Annotated in this window: 20 protein-coding genes and 1 pseudogene; 14 read left to right on the top strand and 7 right to left on the bottom strand. The window is 46.8% G+C overall.

The window, feature by feature from the left end; translation table 11 throughout:
• Positions 1 to 42: 42 nt before the first annotated feature.
• The 4 genes from F0220_RS29430 to F0220_RS29415 all read left to right on the top strand — a co-directional run bounded on the left by F0220_RS29430 (position 43) and on the right by F0220_RS29415 (position 3,979).
• A complete protein-coding gene (locus tag F0220_RS29430; RefSeq protein WP_223199814.1) occupies positions 43 to 813 on the top strand; it encodes an HAD family hydrolase in 771 nt (256 codons plus the stop codon).
• Positions 810 to 1,148, top strand: a complete 339-nt coding sequence (locus tag F0220_RS29425; RefSeq protein WP_083684565.1) for a DMT family transporter — start codon at positions 810 to 812, stop codon at positions 1,146 to 1,148. The genes F0220_RS29430 and F0220_RS29425 overlap by 4 nt, the downstream gene beginning before the upstream one ends.
• Positions 1,148 to 2,242 carry a metallophosphoesterase family protein gene (locus F0220_RS29420; protein ID WP_105600492.1) on the top strand — a complete coding sequence of 365 codons (1,095 nt, stop codon included), beginning with the start codon at positions 1,148 to 1,150 and terminating at the stop codon, positions 2,240 to 2,242. Before F0220_RS29425 ends, F0220_RS29420 begins: the two co-directional genes overlap by 1 nt.
• A 279-nt stretch (positions 2,243 to 2,521) precedes the next feature.
• On the top strand, positions 2,522 to 3,979 hold the full coding sequence (locus tag F0220_RS29415) for a carboxylesterase/lipase family protein (RefSeq protein ID WP_105600491.1): 1,458 nt from the start codon (positions 2,522 to 2,524) through the stop codon (positions 3,977 to 3,979).
• Positions 3,980 to 4,145: 166 nt separating this feature from the next.
• Here F0220_RS29415 and F0220_RS29410 read toward each other — a convergent pair whose 3' ends face one another.
• Positions 4,146 to 5,297: a VanZ family protein gene (locus F0220_RS29410; protein WP_105600489.1), complete on the bottom strand. Its 1,152-nt coding sequence runs from the start codon at positions 5,295 to 5,297 to the stop codon at positions 4,146 to 4,148.
• A gap of 236 nt (positions 5,298 to 5,533) precedes the next feature.
• On the opposite strand from F0220_RS29410, the gene F0220_RS29405 reads away from it, so the two are divergent.
• From F0220_RS29405 to F0220_RS29385, 5 genes are all read left to right on the top strand, one after another.
• The gene (locus tag F0220_RS29405) at positions 5,534 to 5,875 is read left to right on the top strand and encodes a zinc ribbon domain-containing protein YjdM (protein WP_017691576.1); all 342 of its coding nucleotides are present in this window, start codon (positions 5,534 to 5,536) and stop codon (positions 5,873 to 5,875) included.
• A gap of 152 nt (positions 5,876 to 6,027) precedes the next feature.
• A complete protein-coding gene (locus F0220_RS29400) occupies positions 6,028 to 6,840 on the top strand; it encodes a class I SAM-dependent methyltransferase (RefSeq protein WP_105600488.1) in 813 nt (270 codons plus the stop codon).
• 109 nt (positions 6,841 to 6,949) lie between these two features.
• Positions 6,950 to 7,207 carry a hypothetical protein gene (locus F0220_RS29395; protein ID WP_074092774.1) on the top strand — a complete coding sequence of 86 codons (258 nt, stop codon included), beginning with the start codon at positions 6,950 to 6,952 and terminating at the stop codon, positions 7,205 to 7,207.
• On the top strand, positions 7,204 to 7,590 hold the full coding sequence (locus F0220_RS29390) for a retropepsin-like aspartic protease (RefSeq protein ID WP_105600486.1): 387 nt from the start codon (positions 7,204 to 7,206) through the stop codon (positions 7,588 to 7,590). Before F0220_RS29395 ends, F0220_RS29390 begins: the two co-directional genes overlap by 4 nt.
• 153 nt (positions 7,591 to 7,743) lie before the next feature.
• Positions 7,744 to 8,805, top strand: coding sequence for an LLM class flavin-dependent oxidoreductase (locus F0220_RS29385; RefSeq protein WP_105600485.1), 1,062 nt, complete (start codon positions 7,744 to 7,746; stop codon positions 8,803 to 8,805).
• A 132-nt stretch (positions 8,806 to 8,937) separates the two neighbouring features.
• On the opposite strand, the gene F0220_RS29380 is transcribed toward F0220_RS29385, so the two are convergent.
• Positions 8,938 to 9,597, bottom strand: a complete 660-nt coding sequence (locus tag F0220_RS29380) for a TetR/AcrR family transcriptional regulator (protein ID WP_105600483.1) — start codon at positions 9,595 to 9,597, stop codon at positions 8,938 to 8,940.
• A gap of 245 nt (positions 9,598 to 9,842) precedes the next feature.
• Between F0220_RS29380 and F0220_RS29375 the strand changes: the two are divergent.
• Positions 9,843 to 10,659 (top strand): annotated as a pseudogene (locus F0220_RS29375) (SDR family NAD(P)-dependent oxidoreductase).
• Between the two features lie 22 nt (positions 10,660 to 10,681).
• On the opposite strand, the gene F0220_RS29370 reads toward F0220_RS29375, so the two are convergent.
• Together F0220_RS29370 and F0220_RS29365 are read right to left on the bottom strand one after the other, a co-directional pair.
• Positions 10,682 to 11,989, bottom strand: coding sequence for a VWA domain-containing protein (locus F0220_RS29370; RefSeq protein ID WP_105600480.1), 1,308 nt, complete (start codon positions 11,987 to 11,989; stop codon positions 10,682 to 10,684).
• Between the two features lie 104 nt (positions 11,990 to 12,093).
• Positions 12,094 to 12,558, bottom strand: coding sequence for a DUF4385 domain-containing protein (locus F0220_RS29365; RefSeq protein WP_105600479.1), 465 nt, complete (start codon positions 12,556 to 12,558; stop codon positions 12,094 to 12,096).
• A gap of 96 nt (positions 12,559 to 12,654) precedes the next feature.
• On the opposite strand from F0220_RS29365, the gene F0220_RS29360 reads away from it, so the two are divergent.
• From F0220_RS29360 to F0220_RS29350, 4 genes are all read left to right on the top strand, one after another.
• Positions 12,655 to 13,122 (top strand): YfbM family protein, encoded by a 468-nt coding sequence (locus tag F0220_RS29360; protein WP_105600477.1) that lies wholly within the window; start codon positions 12,655 to 12,657, stop codon positions 13,120 to 13,122.
• Positions 13,123 to 13,258: 136 nt separating this feature from the next.
• On the top strand, positions 13,259 to 13,387 hold the full coding sequence (locus F0220_RS33270; protein ID WP_017691584.1) for a hypothetical protein: 129 nt from the start codon (positions 13,259 to 13,261) through the stop codon (positions 13,385 to 13,387).
• A gap of 208 nt (positions 13,388 to 13,595) precedes the next feature.
• The gene (locus F0220_RS29355; RefSeq protein WP_105600475.1) at positions 13,596 to 15,104 is read left to right on the top strand and encodes a copper amine oxidase N-terminal domain-containing protein; all 1,509 of its coding nucleotides are present in this window, start codon (positions 13,596 to 13,598) and stop codon (positions 15,102 to 15,104) included.
• Positions 15,105 to 15,327: 223 nt separating this feature from the next.
• The gene (locus tag F0220_RS29350) at positions 15,328 to 16,113 is read left to right on the top strand and encodes a glucose 1-dehydrogenase (protein WP_076251972.1); all 786 of its coding nucleotides are present in this window, start codon (positions 15,328 to 15,330) and stop codon (positions 16,111 to 16,113) included.
• A gap of 132 nt (positions 16,114 to 16,245) precedes the next feature.
• Here the strand turns inward: F0220_RS29350 and F0220_RS29345 are convergent, their stop codons facing one another.
• From F0220_RS29345 to F0220_RS29335, 3 genes are read right to left on the bottom strand one after another with little or no spacing between them, the layout of a single operon-like run.
• Positions 16,246 to 16,704, bottom strand: a complete 459-nt coding sequence (locus tag F0220_RS29345; protein WP_074092765.1) for a GNAT family N-acetyltransferase — start codon at positions 16,702 to 16,704, stop codon at positions 16,246 to 16,248.
• Positions 16,701 to 17,621, bottom strand: a complete 921-nt coding sequence (locus F0220_RS29340) for a D-alanine--D-alanine ligase (RefSeq protein ID WP_149846872.1) — start codon at positions 17,619 to 17,621, stop codon at positions 16,701 to 16,703. Before F0220_RS29340 ends, F0220_RS29345 begins: the two co-directional genes overlap by 4 nt.
• Before the next feature lie 12 nt (positions 17,622 to 17,633).
• Positions 17,634 to 19,085 carry a MocR-like pyridoxine biosynthesis transcription factor PdxR gene (locus tag F0220_RS29335; RefSeq protein ID WP_105600472.1) on the bottom strand — a complete coding sequence of 484 codons (1,452 nt, stop codon included), beginning with the start codon at positions 19,083 to 19,085 and terminating at the stop codon, positions 17,634 to 17,636.
• Positions 19,086 to 19,427: the final 342 nt, after the last annotated feature.

The raw sequence follows: 19,427 nt of genomic DNA, 5'->3' as shown, positions 1-19,427 counted from the left end.
GTCCTTTCCGTTCATAAAGATCGCAGACAAGGAGTTTAACCGATGCAAGATGAATCGTATATGGATGAATTACTAAATCCGATTAAGGCCGTTTTGTTCGACAAGGACGGGACGTTGCTGGATTTTACAGGCATGTGGGGATTCTGGACCGATTGTGTGTTGAACGATTTCAGAGAACAGTTAGCGACCAAAGGACTCCGTATCGACACAGATGAATTCCCACAGATATGGGGTACATTCCACGATGACCAAGGCCGAATGAATGGGTATGATGTGCGTGGGCCACTTGCGATGGGCACGATGGATGAAATGTATGCCGTACTGACTTGGCATGGATATCGTGCGGGTCTCAGCTGGGCGGAATCCAAGATTATGGTCCGGGAGTGTTTGGCGCGAGCGGAGGAAGAGATGGAGCAGCATCGTCCGGCACATCCGTTACCGGGTGTTCGAGAATTCCTTGAACAGTGCCGTACCAAGGGCGTGATTATGGGTGTAGTGACGGCAGATGATACACCAAGTGCGGTTAAACATTTGCAGTGGATGGGGCTGGACTCCTTCTTTGACGTGGTGATTGGTACGGATCTGGTGGAGCGGGGCAAACCATTTCCCGATATGCTTCTGCTTGCCTGTGAACGGTTGGGTGTATCCGTGCAGAATACGGTGGTCATTGGAGATACGGACGGAGATATGGAGATGGCACGAGCCGCTGGTGCAGGATACCGGATTGGGATTGGAGAACCGGGAAGAATCCGCTTGGCGGGCAGAACGATTCAATCCTTCCATGAATTGCTGAATGGTGGGCTGAATCGATGACGAACAGTCATGCCTACCTGGGCTGGGTACTGTTGGCACTGGCCATCGGGCTGGAGCTGAGTGCTACCATTTTGCTAAAAGTATCGGATGGATTCTCGCGGTTATGGCCTTCGGTGTTGATGTTTGTCTGTTATGGCGCAAGTTTTACCTTTCTTAATTTTGCAGTGAAGTATATGCCGCTGGCTGTAGCCTATGCGATCTGGTCTGGCGTGGGCATTACGCTCATTGGCGTTGTGGGGCATTACTTTTTTGGTGAACGTCTGCGGCTCACGTCGATGGTCTGGATCGGATTTATTCTGATTGGCATTATTGGACTGAAATGGAGTGATTCTTGATGGGAAATGAACATACACCGGAGCAACCTATTGCCAGCTTCCAGGTTATTACGGACACACATGTGCGAGATGAGGCAGACCATATTCATAACCGGCATCTGGACCAAGCGTTAGCCGACATAGCTACATTCAGTCAGGGGAGCAGCGGGATTATGCATGTGGGTGATGTGACGGATCGGGGGCTGCCGAGCGAATATCGTGAGTTGCAGCGCATATGGAAGCAACATGCGGAGAGCTTGCCGGACATTTGGTACACGGTAGGTAATCATGATATTGGAGCCGTGGTATGGCAAGAACCGCCGATCGTTTTGCTTGAGATGAAAGAAGATGAAGTAGCCGAGTTGTTGGAGCAAGAAGTAGATATGGAATGGGTCACTAAACAAACCGCTGCTGAATCAGCTGCTCTAATTGAGAAACTATCCGGCGGAACCTATACGTTGTCTGCTGCACCTTCGGAGCAGGAGGGTCAGGATGGGGGACGGATCTCTTCAGGAGTGGACCCCATTACAGTCGCAGGGTTATGGCAGCGTCGATTAAGTGATTTTGAAGGGACAACAGGTATGAAGGGTGCATACCACGATCACTGGATTGATGGGTATCATTATATTTTCCTGGGCACCGAGCAACCTCATCCGAAGGATTGCGATATGTCGGCTGAACAATTGGAGTGGCTGGATGCCAAATTGTCTGAGCATGCAACGCCAGATCATCCCATCTTTTTGTTCTTGCACCAACCACTCATGGATACAGTAGCTGGATCGTTGAAGGAACAAGGCTGGTATGGTGTGAATCAGGATGCAGAACTGAAGGCTGTTCTGGCCAAATATCCGCAAGCGATCCTCTTCTCGGGTCACACTCATTGGCAACTGGAGGCGCAGCATACGATGTACGATGGTGCGGGCCACATGCCAACCATGTTTAACGCTTCGTCTGTAGGTTATCTCTGGACAGATCAGGATGAGCATCTGGAGGGCAGTGAAGGACTTCATGTGGAGGTTTATAAGGATCGAGTTGTTGTGAAGGGACGGGACTTTGTCGCGGGTGAATGGATTGAGGGTATTGAGTTTACGGTGCGTTATCCTGTAAAAGGGTAGTTATTTGGATAGTTAACGGGAAAGGGTCATGCTAAGGGTCAATGTCATTAAGATAAGTTAGACTTGATGATATTACTCAATGGGTGGCCTTTTTGGTGTCCATCTTAAAGGTATGTATCAGATCATCCACCCCATAAAGTTCCACGTGAAACGTAGCAGGGGAGGCTAGAGTTGGGTAAAGTTGTAAATAGGTATGACAACAAACTATACTCAAATAAGTACACATGATATGCACTTACTCGTTAATTAACCTATTCACGGAGAGGAAGTAGAAGCGGCATGAGAGAACTTCAGGTTCAAACGACATATGGTACCGTTCAAGGCGAACTTTTGCACGATGCAAGCGTATGGAAAGGCATTCCCTATGCGAAACCCCCGGTAGGTGAGCTGCGTTTCAAGACTCCGGTACAGCCCGAGTCATGGGATGGAATCAGACAGGCCACTCAATTTGGACCTGAGAATATACAACCACGAAATCATCAACCAGAAGGCCAGACAGAAATTCCGAATGAGTCAGAAGATAGTTTATATCTGAACATCTGGGCACCTAAGGAAAAAGGAGCAACACCGCTGCCGGTTATGGTATGGATTCACGGCGGTTCCTTCGTGTCAGGTTCGGGTAGCCAGCCGATGTATGATGGTACACAGTTAGCGGTTCGGGGGGGCGTCATCGTTGTGACGATCAACTACCGATTAGGACCTTTAGGTTTCCTGCATATGGCTCCATTAGGTGATTCATATGTATCCAATGCAGGTCTGCTGGATCAGGTTGCGGCATTACAGTGGGTGAAGGATAATATCTCTGCTTTTGGTGGTAACCCGGATCAAGTTACGGTGTTCGGCGAATCAGCGGGAAGTATGAGCATTGCAGCACTGATGGCGATGCCAGCGGCCAAAGGACTGTTCCAACGTGCCATTATGGAGAGTGGTGCATCCCAGTTCATGCCGGCAGAGCAAGCTTCAGCGTTGCGGGAAGGGATGTTAAAGATTCTTGGGGTGGACCGGGACAACCTGCAGAAGTTAAATACAATTCCTGTAGAGCAGATTATTGCAGCCGGTGAAACGGTCAAACAGCAGAGCGGGGCAGGTATGGCATTATTGTTCCAACCTGTATTGGATGGGCAGACACTACCACAGATGCCACTTGAGGCAGTGAGCGAAGGATCAGCGCAGGATATTCCAGTGTTGATTGGTACGACATTACACGAGGGTGCACTGTTCATCCAGCCACATGTACCTTTTTCAAAAGAAATCGATATGGTTCAGGGCGTAGACTTTATGACGCCAGATCTGGAGAACCGGGTAGCCATCGCGGATAGTTATCCAAAAACGGCAGATGGACAAGCCCAAGTGATGACCGATATGTTCTTCTGGCGGTCAGCGCTACAATATGCTGCTGCACAACAGAAATATGCTCCGGTGTGGATGTATCGATTTGATTGGGTGATGCCGGAACATCCCTTGTTAAAAAGAGCGATTCACAGCATTGAAATGTTCTTTGTGTTTAATACACTACATGTCCTCAAATTCATGAATGCGGAGCCGGATGAAGCTGCGGCGGCACTTGCTCTCAAGGTACAGGATGCCTGGATTTCCTTTGCCAAGAATGGCCAACCTGAAGTTGCAGGTGTGAACTGGCCTGAATATGAGCAGGATCGTGCGACACTAATTTTCAACCATGAGATTGAGGTTGTACATGATCCGGATGCAGCCAAGCGAGAGCTGTTAGGGTTATAATCCAGGTTGATTGTTGTGTCTGAATACTCTGAATATCTGCTATGCGCCTAATCAAAAGAGGACGTTCATTCTCAGAATGAACGTCCTCTTTTTGTAATCTGACTAACGAAGTAAGCAGAACGTAAGCACGAATTAGAGGTACATTATACCTTGTTATCCTCCAATATTATTTACGAGAGGCACGTGTGCGGGACACCTCATCGAAGTAGAAGGAACGTTTTCCACGGGAGAAAAGCACGATCAAAATATGAATAAAGAGCACGGCATAGACCAACATATAGACACCGACTGTTCCTAGGGAAAGCAATATTTGATAAGGCCGGAGCATAACATCCTCATTACTGGTGAAGGCATAATCATTGACCCAGCCGATGATTGTAATCACGAACCAAGGCGTGTAAAGTGCGGCAAATCTTTTGAATAACGATTCACTGGTAGGTGTGCCGGTCTGACGATTCACATAGCGGAATCGCAAGATGGCCGAGCCTGGAGTTACCCCATTTCGCACCCAAGGTATGAAGAACAGCACAATGACCATAGCAATGGATGTACTTAGCGCATCACTGATCACATCAGACGCTGTAAAGATGGAGATTAGATTCGAAAGGAAGACAACAATGATTCCATCAATAATTAACGCGAGCAATTGAGGCATAGCATACACTCGGTTTTGCTCCACGATCTGTTCACTCTTCGCCTGAATGCTTGCACGTGATGGGAATAAAGCAAGCAGGATGGGCGCTGTGAAGAATCCAATGACTGCTCCCGAAGTGTTCAATAACAGATCATCTACATCGAACAGGCGGTAAGGACAATTGTAATACCCGTAGAATCCGGTGATTTGAGTGATCTCGAAGAATAGGGAAAGCCCTAATCCACCAAGCAGGGCGTACTTCCAGAATGATCTCTTTTGAAAAAAATAACGGATATATACACCTAGCGGCATGAGAAGCAGGACGTTAAATAGAACTTGCAGAAAGGCTCTGCCCTGAATCATGCTCAGATAGCTGGAAGGCTGAGACCATACAATGGGTGTTTCCTTCATGATGTCTTTGACAAAAGTGAATGGAACCAGATTGTAGTAGATCGTGTCAGCAGCTTGCTGTGCACAGGTATCTCGCGTGGTCGGAAAAGGGAGAATGACAAGGCAATAGGCAGCCAGAATATAAAAGATAAAGGAAAAGCTGACGCCAAACCGCGACCAGCTAAAGAAGCCGTCTTTACGATACCCATAGATTAACCACGGCACCAGCAAAAACATGGCCGCGACGACAAATATAAAAAAAGCCGTTTGCACAGGGAAAACATATGAGGACATGAGTAGGAACTCCTTTGGTATTAAATATAATAACAATTCATAGAGACATTAAAATTCATCTATGTGTAGTGCGTATCTATTAGTTACATCATAAGTAGTTACCCTTAAAGTGAGGGATGCATGAACCTTAAATTTGGTTTAAATCCATCTATGCAGTGACCAAGCGTATGGAATATACCGTCAAAATCCCGTATACTTGCGGGAATGCCAATCGTAGAATGGAGAGTTTAATACATATGTCTAATTTGCCTAACTGCCCCAAATGTAATTCAGAGTACACGTACGAGGATGGTAACCTGTTGGTTTGCCCGGAGTGCGCGCATGAATGGTCTTTGGAAGCAGACAATGATAACGCTGAGGATGCAAAAGTAATCCGTGATGCCAACGGAAATGTGCTAAGTGATGGGGATACCGTTACGGTCATTAAAGATCTGAAGGTAAAAGGTAGTTCGCTTGTGGTCAAACAGGGCACCAAGGTGAAGAATATCCGCCTGATTGATGGGGATCATGATATTGATTGCAAGATCGACAGCTTGGGTGCAATGAAGTTGAAGTCTGAGTTTGTGAAAAAGATATAAGATATGATTGAGAAACGTTCAGTTCCGCATTCAACGGGAATTGAACGTTTTTTGTTTGACAGGAAATATTTAGTGGATATATACTGGTTGGAATTTAATTTTTTGAACATGGAGGAGTAGTCTACATATAAGAAAAGGCAGGTGTCAGAGCGATGAAGAGAGATCATATTATTGAATATTATTCCGGGTTTGATGAGTGGGGCAGGCTGGAGCGGGAACCAATTGAATTCATCATTAACATGCATTACATCAGGGAACATCTCCCCGCTACTGGTTGTATTCTGGATAATGGCGCAGGACCAGGAAAGTATGCCATGGAGCTTGCGAAGCTGGGGTATCAGGTCACTTTATCGGATCTGACACCTTCCTCCGTGGATACTGCGAGGCAAAAGGCTCAGGAGTTTGGTTTGGCACAGCAATTCGATGGGTTCCATGTTCTCGATGCCACTTCTCTCTCGGGTGTGGCTGACGAGACGTACGATGCGTCCCTCATGCTGGGGCCTTTGTATCATCTGCAGACAGACGAAGAGCGCACGGCTGCTGTAAGGGAGTTGTACCGTGTGACCAAGCGAGGGGGCGTGGTGTTTGTAGCCATGCAGAGCCGAATGCGCATGAGTATCAATTCACTGCAATCCCCGCAGCATTGGAAGCCGAATGATAATATGGCAGCCATCTCTTCTTTTGTGGAAAAAGGTATTTTCGATCATCAGGATCAAGGACGATTTACGGGAGCATACTATTTTAATATTCAGGACGTTACGCCCTTCATGGAGCAACATGGATTTGAAACCATTGATTTGATTGGTTCATCCAGCCTTAGAGCGATGCTCACGGACGAGCAGCAGCGATACTGGAAAGAGCGTGGCGAGTATGATGAACTCATGCAATATATGATAAATGCTGCTAAGGACCCTTCTATATTGGGAATCTCGTCTCATTTGCTGTACATCGGGAGGAAGAAATAATAGATTTACAGGCAATGCTCTAAAAATCTATGTATTTTAGAATGTCAGCCCGTGGAATACTGTTTCCACATGATATAATATTTCTATCTTATGGTCTGGAGGTGTCACTATGCAATGGAAGGAAGTTCAGGAGCGATTCCCTAATGAATGGGTCGTTTTTGAGGCAACCAAGGCGTACTCTAGAGAAGGCCAGCGTTACATTGAAGAGATGGCAGTGATTGATTCATTTGATGATTCTACAAAGGCACTAAAACGTTATGGTGAATTGCATCAAGAAGATCCCAGACGGGAATACTGCTTTTTTCACACTTCACGTCCAGAAGTTGTGGCAAGAGAACGGTATGTTGGCATGAGAGGTCCTCGATGAAAATTTCAGAGATTTATGGTCTACCCTTCATAAGCATAAAACTTGAATTTAGAGGAGAAGTACTACAATTAGAAAAAGTCCTTTTGGATACCGGATCAGCTAGTACATTGCTGAATGCAGATGCAGTTCGGGAAGTAGGAATGGTTCCTGAAGAGGATGATCTCGTTGATATTATAAGAGGTGTAGGCGGTATAGAGTATGTTTATACCAAGTCACTCGATTCTATAACTGTAGATGGAACAACGATTAATGATTTTCAAGTTGAAATAGGAAATATGGATTATGGTTTAGAGATTGACGGAATTCTGGGATTTAATTTTATGAAACAGACCGGTGTTGTAATTAATGCCAACCTGATGGAACTAAGTATAGATAAGCCATAATTATAGAAATAAACATAAATGTGCCCTCTGGAAACAGAGGGTACTTGTGTTTTTCATCAAAATAGTTCAATATTAAGATATATAACAAAAGGTGATCTACTTACAATAGGTTAGATGAACAACGGATCGCTTCATACCAGGGAGGAACAGACAATGGAAATCGGAATTAGTACATTTGTGGAGACAAACCCGGATGTAAAAACAGGAGAACTTATCAGTCATGCGCAGCGTATTCGGGATGTTGTTGAAGAGATTGTTTTGGCAGATCAGGTGGGTCTGGATGTATACGGCGTGGGAGAACATCATCGTGCTGACTACGCTGCTTCATCACCAGCTGTCATTCTGGCCGCGGCAGCTTCACAGACCAAGAATATTCGCTTGACGAGTGCGGTAACGGTGCTGTCATCGCATGATCCGGTACGGGTATATCAAGATTTCGCGACATTAGATGGCATTTCGAACGGACGTGCAGAGATTATGGCAGGGCGTGGATCATTTATCGAATCCTTCCCGTTGTTCGGCTATGATTTGAATGATTATGATGAACTATTTGACGAGAAACTGGATTTGCTGCTCAAGCTGCGTGATTCTGAAAAAGTAACCTGGGAAGGAAAACACCGTCCTTCCTTTAACAATCTGGGCATCTACCCGCGCCCGGTACAGGAAAAACTTCCGGTATGGATTGGCAGTGGCGGTAATCAGGAATCGGTTGTTCGTGCAGGGCTGCTCGGTTTGCCGCTGGTGCTTGCCATTATCGGTGGTCGTCCGGTGCAATTCGCACCACTGGTGGAGCTGTACAAGAAAGCAGCTGCACATGCGGGACATGATGCTTCCAAGCTGACTGTTGCTTCTCACTCTCACGGCTTTATTGCCGATACAACAGACGAAGCTGTGGAGAAATTCTTCCCGCCAGCTCAAGCAGTCATGAACATACTAGGTCGTGAACGTGGATGGGGACACTACGGCCGTGCGACATTTGATGCGGCGCGCAGTCTGGAAGGTGCATTGTATGTAGGTGATGTGGATACTGTAGCTCAGAAAATTATTTATCTGCGTAAAGAAGTCGGGATTACACGCTTCATGTTACACACCCCACTCGGAACCATGCCTCACAACGAGGTCATGAGAGCGATCGAACTGCTTGGTAAAGAAGTTGCTCCAATCGTGCGTAAGGAAATTGCACGTTGGGAAGCTGAGAACGAAGAGGCCCGTTAATCGACTGTTATTGTTACGGAATTAGATAAAGTCAACCAAATAAAGGAGCATGCCCTAGGCTTATTACGCCAATGGGTCTGCTCCTTTTTCGTTTATCTTCTAAAAGTATCTAAAACAGCACAGATTTAATGCTTATCCATTCGCGGATGCACTTACAAGGGAGTGTATAACCATAGACAACGTATGATCATAGAGGGTTTTGGCAGCTTCTTCGCTCTCAATATGGCCTCCCAGGTACAGATGAATAACACCGTGTAAGGGGGCCCAGATCATTCGTACCGCAAGCAGGGGATCCTGCACCTGAAGCATTCCCTGTTTAATCGCTATCTCCACCAAAGCAGACACTTGCTTCAGTGCAGTCGCTGTTCCTTGTAAGGTCTCTCCATCTGGTTTGAACTCGGAAAAAGATCCTCCAAACATCAGCTGATAGAAGCTGGATTGAGAAATGCCGAAGTCCCAGTAGACGTAGGCCAGATCACGGAAATATTGTTCGAACGATGCCTGCCGGGGCATAGCTTCAAAACGCTGGGCCATGAGGGAGCATCCCTCTAAATACAGATGTTTGGCTAACCCTTCTTTTTTGCCGAAGAGGTTATATATGATTTTGGTGGAGCACTCCATGCGCTCAGCTACACGGCGTACCGTGACGGCTTCCGGTCCATGCTCTTGCAGTAAAGCAGCAGCAGCATGCACAATATTTTGCCGCAGATTATCCGAGTGCTGGAGTCTGGCTTCCTGAAAGGTTGTTACCGTATGTGCAGATTCTGTGGAACCTGAATTAAGATCCTTCATTGATTTCATCCTCGTAACCGTATTGTTGTTGAACAGAAACTACGTTTCCTTTTATGGTCATTCTACTGTTTTACGCCGGATGACGTCAATTTAATCCGAATTTAATAAGTAAGAACCCGTTCTAGATTCAAATTTAACAAATGTATTTGACAGCGTCATGAATTCTGGTTACGATGATTCTATAAAGAAACAACGTTTCTTATTGAAAACGAGTGTTCTAATTATACGTAGAGGATGGATGAGAGATGATAAAGGAACAGCGTCAATGGGTACTTATTACAGGTGCTTCTTCAGGTATTGGGGAAGTTTTTGCACTCGAAATGGCTTCCAAGGGTAAAAATATTGTGCTGGTGGCCAGAACAGAATCCAAACTGAATCAATTGGCAGAACGTATAGAACGTGCATATCAAGTAAGGGCGGAGGTAATCGTATCGGATTTGTCTCAAGTCGATGCACCTCAGAGGGTATATGAGGAATGTCAGAATCGGGGAATACACATCGATATGCTGATCAACAATGCGGGATTTGCTACCCATGGATTATTTGAACAGGTGGATGGTTCCCGGCAGCAGGAGGAAATTATGTTGAACGTGCTCGCCTTGACAAACCTGACGCATCTTTTCTTGCCAGGCATGTTACAAAAGAAAAATGGTGCTGTCATTAATGTATCGTCTACGGCTGCCTTTCAACCTGATCCGTATATGGCTGTGTATGGAGCGACGAAGGCATTTGTACTTTCTTTTACAGAGGCATTATACGAAGAAAACAGGAAGCGTGGCGTTCAGTTTTTGGCATTATGCCCAGGCTCAACCGAGACTTCGTTCTTTGATGTGGTGGGCGCTGATGAAGCCTCGGTGGGTAAACGTGATACACCTGAGCATGTCGTGGCGGTGGCCATGAGAGCACTCGAGTCAGGCAAACCTTATGCTGTGCCGGGGGCCGGTAATTACTGGACAGCGCAGTTCACCCGCCTCGTGTCACGCAAAGTTGATGTTGCGAATCGTAGGAAGTATGCTCCGTCCACGTTCCAAGGATGGTAAAGCAGAAAAAGTACAAGCCTGATTAGGGGTATAGATTAAAAGCTTTAGGCCAAAATACCTTTGGCCCGAGCTTCCTTTATCCAACCTGGAAATTCAGTGAGGAGACGATCGTACAATTCTTCATCGCTGATCTTGGAGATATCGTCGAGAGCAAAAAAGTCAGCATTATCGATGAAACGTCCTGTCATGTCATCGAGTTTCTCGAGAATGCCGTAATTGGCTTGGCCTAGGCCAACAAATTGCCAGAACAGGTTTTTGGTTGAGCTTTCGGTAATAAGCCGCATAATTTTCCCTTTTTGACTGACCCCGCCATCGCTAAAAAAGATAATATACGTTGGCATCTTCACATCGGGTTCCTCGATCGTGTATTTGCGAATGACATCCTGCATCACAGGAGGTTCGTTATTGGTACCGCCTTTGCTTCCCAGCGTATATGTGCGTTCAATATAATTCTCGAAATCCCTGGCGGTGACGCTAGGTGCACGCAAGAAGTCTTTGGCGAAGAACCAGACGTCCAACTCTCCGTTATCATCAAACGCTGATGCAATCGCCAGGATACGCTCGAAGGCTTCTTGCACGATGCCTTTGCGATACAGATGGTACATGGAGCCTGATGCATCAAATACAACGGCAACACGTGCCTGTATAGGTTCGATCTTTTTCTTTTGCAGAGACAGGGTTACTTTACGCTTGAGGAGATCGATCTTGGTCAGGTTAAGGGGCGGATGAATCGTGTTTGGTGCAGCAACAGGTGCCAAGACTTCTGGAGAGGTCGCTGCTACTTCAGCTTGTGCGGTGAGAAGAACCTGTTCGGCTTCCGAGGTGTCGTTACTCTCAATTTCAACACCGAATGACTCCGCCAGCGGCTGCAATCCACCAAAGAAACCTCGCCCAATCGCACGAACTTTGAACCCGTCACGATACTTATAGATTTCAATGAGAATAAGTGCTGTTTCCGCAGTGACCTGTGTGATCTCATAGGTGATCTGCTGGGAACCCGCTTGTACAATCGCCTGACATGCCTGAACATCGGCGAAGGTGCCTCCCGCATCCAGAGTAGCCGTAAACACACATTTTTCCACAGGGGCCTGCTGTAATTGATTTGTATCCAGTACAAAAGAGGATTTCAGTTCCTCTGCCTGTTGCAAAAGCACACTTTGATGGGGATCGGCCTTCTGATTATAGAAAACAAAATAGTCGTCGGATGGGACTTTTCCCTCTTCGTTCACCATAAAGCAGCTAACATCCAAGGGAGAAGGAGATGATGTACATTGAATGGTTACCTGAAGTTGGGTGGATTCGTTGATACTGATATTCTGGCCTGTGTTTAAATGGATGAACGAATCTGTCATAATCGGATGCGCCTCTCTTCTCCAATATAATGGTTGAAAATGTACAGTAATAAGATCGATTCTGAGACAAATGTTTCCATAAGTCAATCTTTTCACCGTTGTTCCTACGCCTCATCAGACTCGTACTTTTCCCGATGCTCCTTCTTCATTTTCACATAGTCTGGATCCGTCTTCGCAATCTCCCATTGTGCTTTGAATATGGCCGCGGCTTCTGCCTTCACCTTATCATTCTGATAGGGCAGGATCGAGCCATCCTCCTTCGAGTATTTGCGTCCTCCTTTGTGATTTGTATACCGTCTGGCCCGTGTATAACCCATCTGGAGAAATTTGCGAGCCATATCCATACCCACGAAATCTCCCTTTTTCTTATACTCCACAAATAGCTCATAGATCTTCTCCGATGACTCTGTCGCAATCTCGGGTGTTTTGAATCGCCAGTGTGGCAGAATCTCGCCTTTGTACGGCTCTACCATCAGAACACCCTGCTCGCCCCGGCCTACGGTGTACAACTCAGGATGTTTGCGCAGATCCAACTCATCATAATTGAGACTGTAATCAAATTTTTTCATGTATACACCCTCCTTGATAGGGATTACCCCGATTCTGAATCAACAAGCACGGTTAATGGGGAACAATAGAAGGAATTACACAGGAGGGGTAGCGGTATGGGAATGTCCGGCAGATATCTTGTGGTAACAAAGGAGCTAGTTGAATCCATCAAGTCAGGTGAGATCAGTGTGCATGATTGTGCAGTGGATCTGGATATCGATAAAACGTGGCAGATGCTGCAGTTCACGCTGAACGGTAACTTGGTAGAAGGGGAGCCTCCCCTGGGATATGTGGTGCCTCTCGCAGGTGAGCAATACGTGGGAAACTATTCGGATATGGATCTATTTTTGCTTAGTAACGAGCAGGTGCTGGAAGCCTATATGGCATTGGAGCAGCTCACACCGGAAGAATTAAAGGAGCGGTATAGTCTGGACCAAATGATCGCTGAAGGTGTCTATCCAGTTATGGAAGATTGGGACGCGGAAGAGACATTTCAGGAGATCGTTCAGACCGTGGATGATATTCAGGCCTTGTTTCAGGCCACGGCTGCAAGTGGGAACGGGATCATCTTTTATGTTTTCTAAATGAGCACTAAAATTATGAGGGGAATTCTATGGCCGACACTGAGGCAGGTTTGAACTGTGCCTATTCGGGTTATTGATAGACACAAGGCTCAGGCCTTGATGACATGACAATCCGGTAGAAGAGAGGGAATGCGATATGACACAGGATCAGAACGAAGAGAACAAAGCGATTCAAGAGGACGAGCCGGATCAATTCGAGACTCCCGCAACTGCGGAAGATGAAGAAACGGATGAGAAACTCGCAGAAGATCAGGAGCAAGAATAACTCCCAGCATTGCATAATGAAGCAGGATGTTTTATCGAAACATACGATATGCTGAAATATAGATAGACCAGAGGTCGGACATGTTCCGGCCTTTTGGTTTATTTTTTTGCGTATCCGTTTACAAGAATTACCTATACCTTCATAATGGAAATGAACCATATTTTTCTAAGGAGGAGTTCATATTACGAATCGGAAGTTAGTCCAATGGATGGCAGTGCCACTAGTACTCTTAATGGTTGTTCTTACAGGATGTCAGGCTGTGGGTGGAGTAGACGTTGGCAAAGCAATGGCCAATGGCGCGAGTATCAAGTCCGGTGAATCCAGACAATCCATGAATATAAACATAGAACCGGCTAAGGAATTTGCTACAGAAAAAGACCTTGAAATGATCGAACTCATTAATTCCATATCCCTGGATATTGATCAAGCCAAAATGAAAGATGCGAAGACAGCATCGATCAAAGGTACACTGAGCATGGAGGGAACGAAGTTACCTTTCCACCTGTCCATGAATGAGTCCCAATTGGTCATTGATCTGGACGGAGCCCAGAAACCGCTGTACATGTCTCTGGATACGTTCCAGGATGCACAGGCGCTTCCAATGGTAGATACGAAGCCTCTGGAGAAACAACTCGAGGAACTTTCCCCGAAACTGTTCTCTTTTGTCCTGAAGCATCTGTCCAATCCGAAGAACATCTCCGTTACACCGGTACAGGAATCCGTGAATGGCGAAGCACTTAGCCTCTCCAAGCTGCATCTGGAAGTTAGTGGTGAAGAGATGCTTGCCATGGTTAAACCGTTCCTGACGAGTATTTCGAAGGATGAGCAAGGACTGAAAGACCTGATTGGCGATCTGTACGATGTGTTCTACCCTGTACTGGAAGCAGTGAATGAGGTAGAAGGTGGGGGAGACGACACGCTGAATTCGATCGTTCCTGAATCGAAAGATGAAGCCGTGGCCTCACTGTATGCCATGATCAAAGTGGGACTGGACACTATGCTGGTCAATTATGATCAGGAGCTGACCAACCTGTTGAATGATACCCCTGAATTCAAAACGGTATTTGGCACAGAAACCAAACTGAAAATGGATTTTTATCTCGACAGCAAGCTGGATATTCGCAAGCAAAACTTTGAACTGAAAGTAGCGCTGCCAGCTTCCGAAGATCTGCCGGTGAACTCTGTAACCGTGAGTGGAAACAGTGAACAGTGGAATATCGGTGGCACAGTTGCAGTTGATGAAGTGGATGTATCCCGCGGTGTTATGGATCTGATGAAGGATGATATTACGCCTGGACAGATGCTGCGCAATTTTGATTCCAATTCACTGGCATACCAATTGCTGAAAGATGAAGCTGGAATCACGAGTAAAAGTGTAGTGCTCTTCCCGGATGATGAATACGCCGGGGCGATCACCGTTAAGAACACAACATTTGTTCCGCTTCGCTACGTGTCTGAAGAATTGGATGCTGAAGTGAAATGGACCAAAGGCTCGAACCAAATCGTTGTCATTGACGACATCACTGGTGATGAGATTGTCCTGACCGTAGGTTCCAAGAAGGCAACCGTTGCTGGTAAAGAAGTAACCATGGTGGAATCCGCTTATGTAGGCAAGGACGGCAAGACGTATGTGCCGCTGCGCTTTGTGGCTGAATCCCTTGGAGCTACTGTAGATAAGGAACAAGAAACAGGCTGGATTTACATTGACCGTCCTTAATTTTTTATGACTTAAAATAATGAAATGCATGGGGAGTGCCTCTATTAGAGGTGCTCCTCTTTGTCATGTCGTCCCCGGACAGAGGAATGCCAGGGCACATACGGAAGCATACTAATCTGGTTGAGATGATGGCTGTAACTGTTCCCCGTTAGATTAGAGCAAATAAAGAAATGGGTATTTACGTATGGAGGATGTCAGAACAGCAAAGGGAGGTCTATAGATTATGACTGAACGATTTGCGGGTAAAGTGGTCCTGATTACAGGCGGTGGCTCCGGTCTTGGACGATCAGCTGCTGTGGAAGTTGCACGTGAAGGGGCTAAGCTTGCCCTGGTGGATGTGAACATGAAGGCGCTGGAAGAGACCAAGCGTGTGATCTCGGAAGAGGTACAGCATGCCGAATTTCTGCTAATTGAAGGTGACGTATCGGACGAAGAAGCTGTAAAGAAGTATGTTAGTGATACGGTCAATGAATTTGGGCGTATCGATGCATTTTTCAACAATGCAGGCATTGAAGGCAAGCAGAACCTGATCGAGAACTACGAGACGGAGATGTTCAATAAAGTTATCGACATCAACCTGAAGGGTGTATTTTTTGGGTTGAAGCACGTTCTACCTGTGATGAAAAAACAGGGAGAAGGCTACATCGTGAACGCATCCTCTGTTGGTGGGATTCGCGCCGTGCCAAACCTGGTTGCCTACGGAGCGAGCAAACATGCCGTAGCCGGCATGACCAAAGATGCAGCGATTGAATACGCCGAGCATGGAATCAGCGTTAATGCAATTGCACCTGGAGCCATTCTGACAGATATGGTCATCGGTTCGTTCAAACAGATCAATCCGAATGACTGGGAGTCAGCATCCAAAGAGTTCGTGAAGGACAACCCGGCGAAGCGCTTGGGTGAACCGAAGGAAGTAGGGCGCCTCGTTGCTTTCTTGCTGTCTGGCGAAGCACCATTCATCAATGGAGCCATTATTCCGATTGATGGTGCGCAGTCAGCCAAATATTGATCCCATAATCATCAACAGCACATCGATGCAGCATAGATATATACTGAAGAACGCCCTTTTTCGCCAATGTGCGGATTGGGGCGTTCTTTTTTTGGTTTGATATTCAAGGGGGCGTATCACGTATCCCGCAGGTTAAGTGTGCTGTAGAATTTGTGGCTTTTTGCTAAACCCGGTACTCCCGGCTATAAAGCCCATCTGGCGATAGAATTCATGTGCAGCTTCACGTTCTGGGCGATTGCCACTGTTCAGAGACAAGGAATCCACGTTATGTGTGGCTGCCCATTGTTCGGCTTCAAGAATGAGCTGACGGCCGATGCCTGAGCCCCTGAACTGGTCGTGTACAACCAATGCCAAGATACGGCAGTGTCTTCCGTTCTTTTCATATAGATAAGACGTCTGTAATCCGATCAGTCCAACTACGCGGCCTCGTGCTTCAGCAACCAGTGTAGTAAAGTTTGCGTCCGCAGAGATATGGGTATAGCGCTCTTCCATCTCGGCGTACGTGGTGGGATAACCAAGTTGGTCCATCAGAATGACCATATCCTGCAGATCGGTAGTGGAACTATGTCTAATCGTCACATCCAGGCTCATAATGTTGTATCCTCCTTGGGTCTTTCCTTCAATGAAAGTTCAATAATGGTATCCAGCAGCTCTGCAAAAGAAATGCCTGCAACTGCTGCACTTTTGGGCAGCAGACTGTTACGGGTAAGACCCGGCAGCGTGTTCACTTCAAGGACATACGGCATGCCTTCCCGAATCATCATATCCACACGAGCGTAGACGCTGCATTTGAGCACCTGATAACAGGCTAAGGCCGCTGCTTCGACGCGATTGTGAAGGTCCAAAGGCAATTGTACAACCTGCTCATCGGCCCCGTGGTCATCGTATTTGGAAGCATAGTCGAAAAACGCAGCGTTTGAACGGATGGAGATCACCGGCAGCATCTTACCATCCAGAATGGCACAGGTGATCTCCTCACCCTCGATATACTGTTCAATCATCACCGTATCATCCCAGACGAGGGCAGCCTCTACAGCGGCGGGTAGGGTGGATGCCTCCTTAACCACTTGGGTACCAATGCTGGAACCACCTGAATTGGGTTTGACCACCACGGGGTACGTTAATTGTTGAACAGCAATAGAGGATAGTTCCTCCATATGGCTCACTCGCAGCCATTCTCCAGTAAGTACACCCGCATGCTGCATGAGCTGTTTGGACATGTCTTTATCCATGCATACACTGCTTGCCAGCACACCACAGCCTGTGTAGGGAATACCCAGAGATTCTAATGTGCCCTGGACAGTACCGTCTTCGCCGTATTTGCCATGCAGGGCAAGCAGTGCCACATCGATCCCCGCTGACTTGTCGATTAGATCACGCTTGGTATTCAGCTCAATGGGTATAACCTCGTATTTGTCTCTATTCAGGTTTGCAATCATCTCCTGTCCGGTGAGCAGGGAAATATCCCGCTCTGAAGATGTACCGCCCATAATCACGCCAACTTTCATGTGAAATCCTCCTTATCTCATTTGAGCTGCTGTCTCGCCAATGATGCGAATGCCTTTACGTATATTCTCATCGCTCACTCTGGAGAAACCCAGACGCATCGTGTTTACACCCTGACCGGGTTCCAGATAGAAGGTATCCCCTGGTGTGAACGTTACACCTTTTCCTTTACAGGCCGCCAGCAGATCACGGGTTCTGTATTGGGAAGGGAACTGCACGAACAGATGCAGACCACCCGCACCGGAAATCCGGCACATTGGCAGATGCTGCTTCAGGCAACGCACAACCAATTCATATTTTCGCTTATACTCTGTGCGAGCACGCTTCAAATATTTCTCGAAATTACCGTTGCTCAGATATTGATACAATAACGATTGGTCCAGCGTGGAGGTATGGATGCTGCGTGCCCGTTTCATACTCTCCAGATAATCAATCAGCGCCGCATCCGCAATAATCCAACCTACCCGCAGGCCTGGGAACAGGACTTTGGAGAAGCTGCCCAGATACACCAGTCCATTGCCTTTGCCCATGCTGGCAATCAGGGGAGATACGTGGGAACCGGAATAGCGTAATTCTTCGTTGAATCCATCCTCAATGATGGGTACCTGATACTTGTTCATCAACCGGATGATCTCTACCCGTTTTGCAGGGGACGTCACAATCCCGGTTGGATTGTGATAGGATGGCACGAGATACGCCAGATCATATGGACTTGTCTCGAGTTCATGTTCCAGTTGTTTCAAGTCCAGGCCATCCGGCTCCATATTCACACCGGTCAGTTGAAACTGGTGCAATTTTAGATTTTTAATCGCCGTGTGGTGCGTTGGATTCTCACAGAGCGCTTTTCCGCTTTTTTTGCGCAACGCTCCAAGCACCAGATCGAAACCTTCCGTGAATCCGTTAGTAATCAGGATGTCCTTGCCACGGAGATCGACACCTTTGTTCTCCATATAACGTAGTAAATAGTTCATCAGCGGTCTGTACCCCTGCGCATATCCGTAATTCAACAGTACTTCGCCTTCAAGTGACATGCGATCCAGAAAAGCCCGCTTTACGTTGTGCAGATCAAACAGCTTTTCATCCGGTGCTATGCTGGTAAACGATATCTCACCGCGCTCTGCACCGGAGCCATGCTTCATCAGATCGTACTGCTCTGCCTGAATGGCATACTCGCTTACCTCTGTCGTCCAGTCCAGTTCCCAGTTCGCTGCTGCCTCAGGTGTTTCGATGGAGGCACTGACGTAATTGCCCTTGCCTTTGACTGCATAGATCAGACCTTCATCTTCAAGCTCGGCATAAGCGAGCAGGACCGTGCTGCGACTAACCTTCATGAGTGTACTGAGTTCACGGGTCGAGGGCAGCTTTTGTTTGGCTTGCAGGCCGCCTTTGAGCATCAATCGCTTCATATAATCTTTGACTTGTATATATACAGGGCGGTCCTCCGTCAGTTGCAGATCGGAATACATCCCATCACTCCCTCTATTGGTATCTTGCCATATTATAAACCCAGCAGAAAGAACCACGATACCTCTGTTTCCCTGAGCGTGTGGTTGGGTGTTCGCACAAACGCAAAAAAGCCCTGGCAGTATGCCGGGGCCTGGTGGTGAAACTTGATCCATTTTCTATAGTACTGCTGCTATAATTTCTACAGTTGTATTGCATGACTAGTCTCTCTAGGATCGATAGCTATCTGACCTTCTACGTGTGTCTATTAACTTCAGTACGACTATAATTGCAGGCTTTCTAGGTGATACTTAAAATCTACAGTGAATCATGAATCTAGGTCTTTCTAGGTTTGCTTGCTGCAA

The organism is Paenibacillus sp. 37, assembly GCF_008386395.1.
Lineage (GTDB): Bacteria > Bacillota > Bacilli > Paenibacillales > Paenibacillaceae > Paenibacillus > Paenibacillus amylolyticus_B.
Note: the sequence above shows the minus strand (reverse complement) of the source record. Positions and strands in the feature narration are given on the sequence as shown.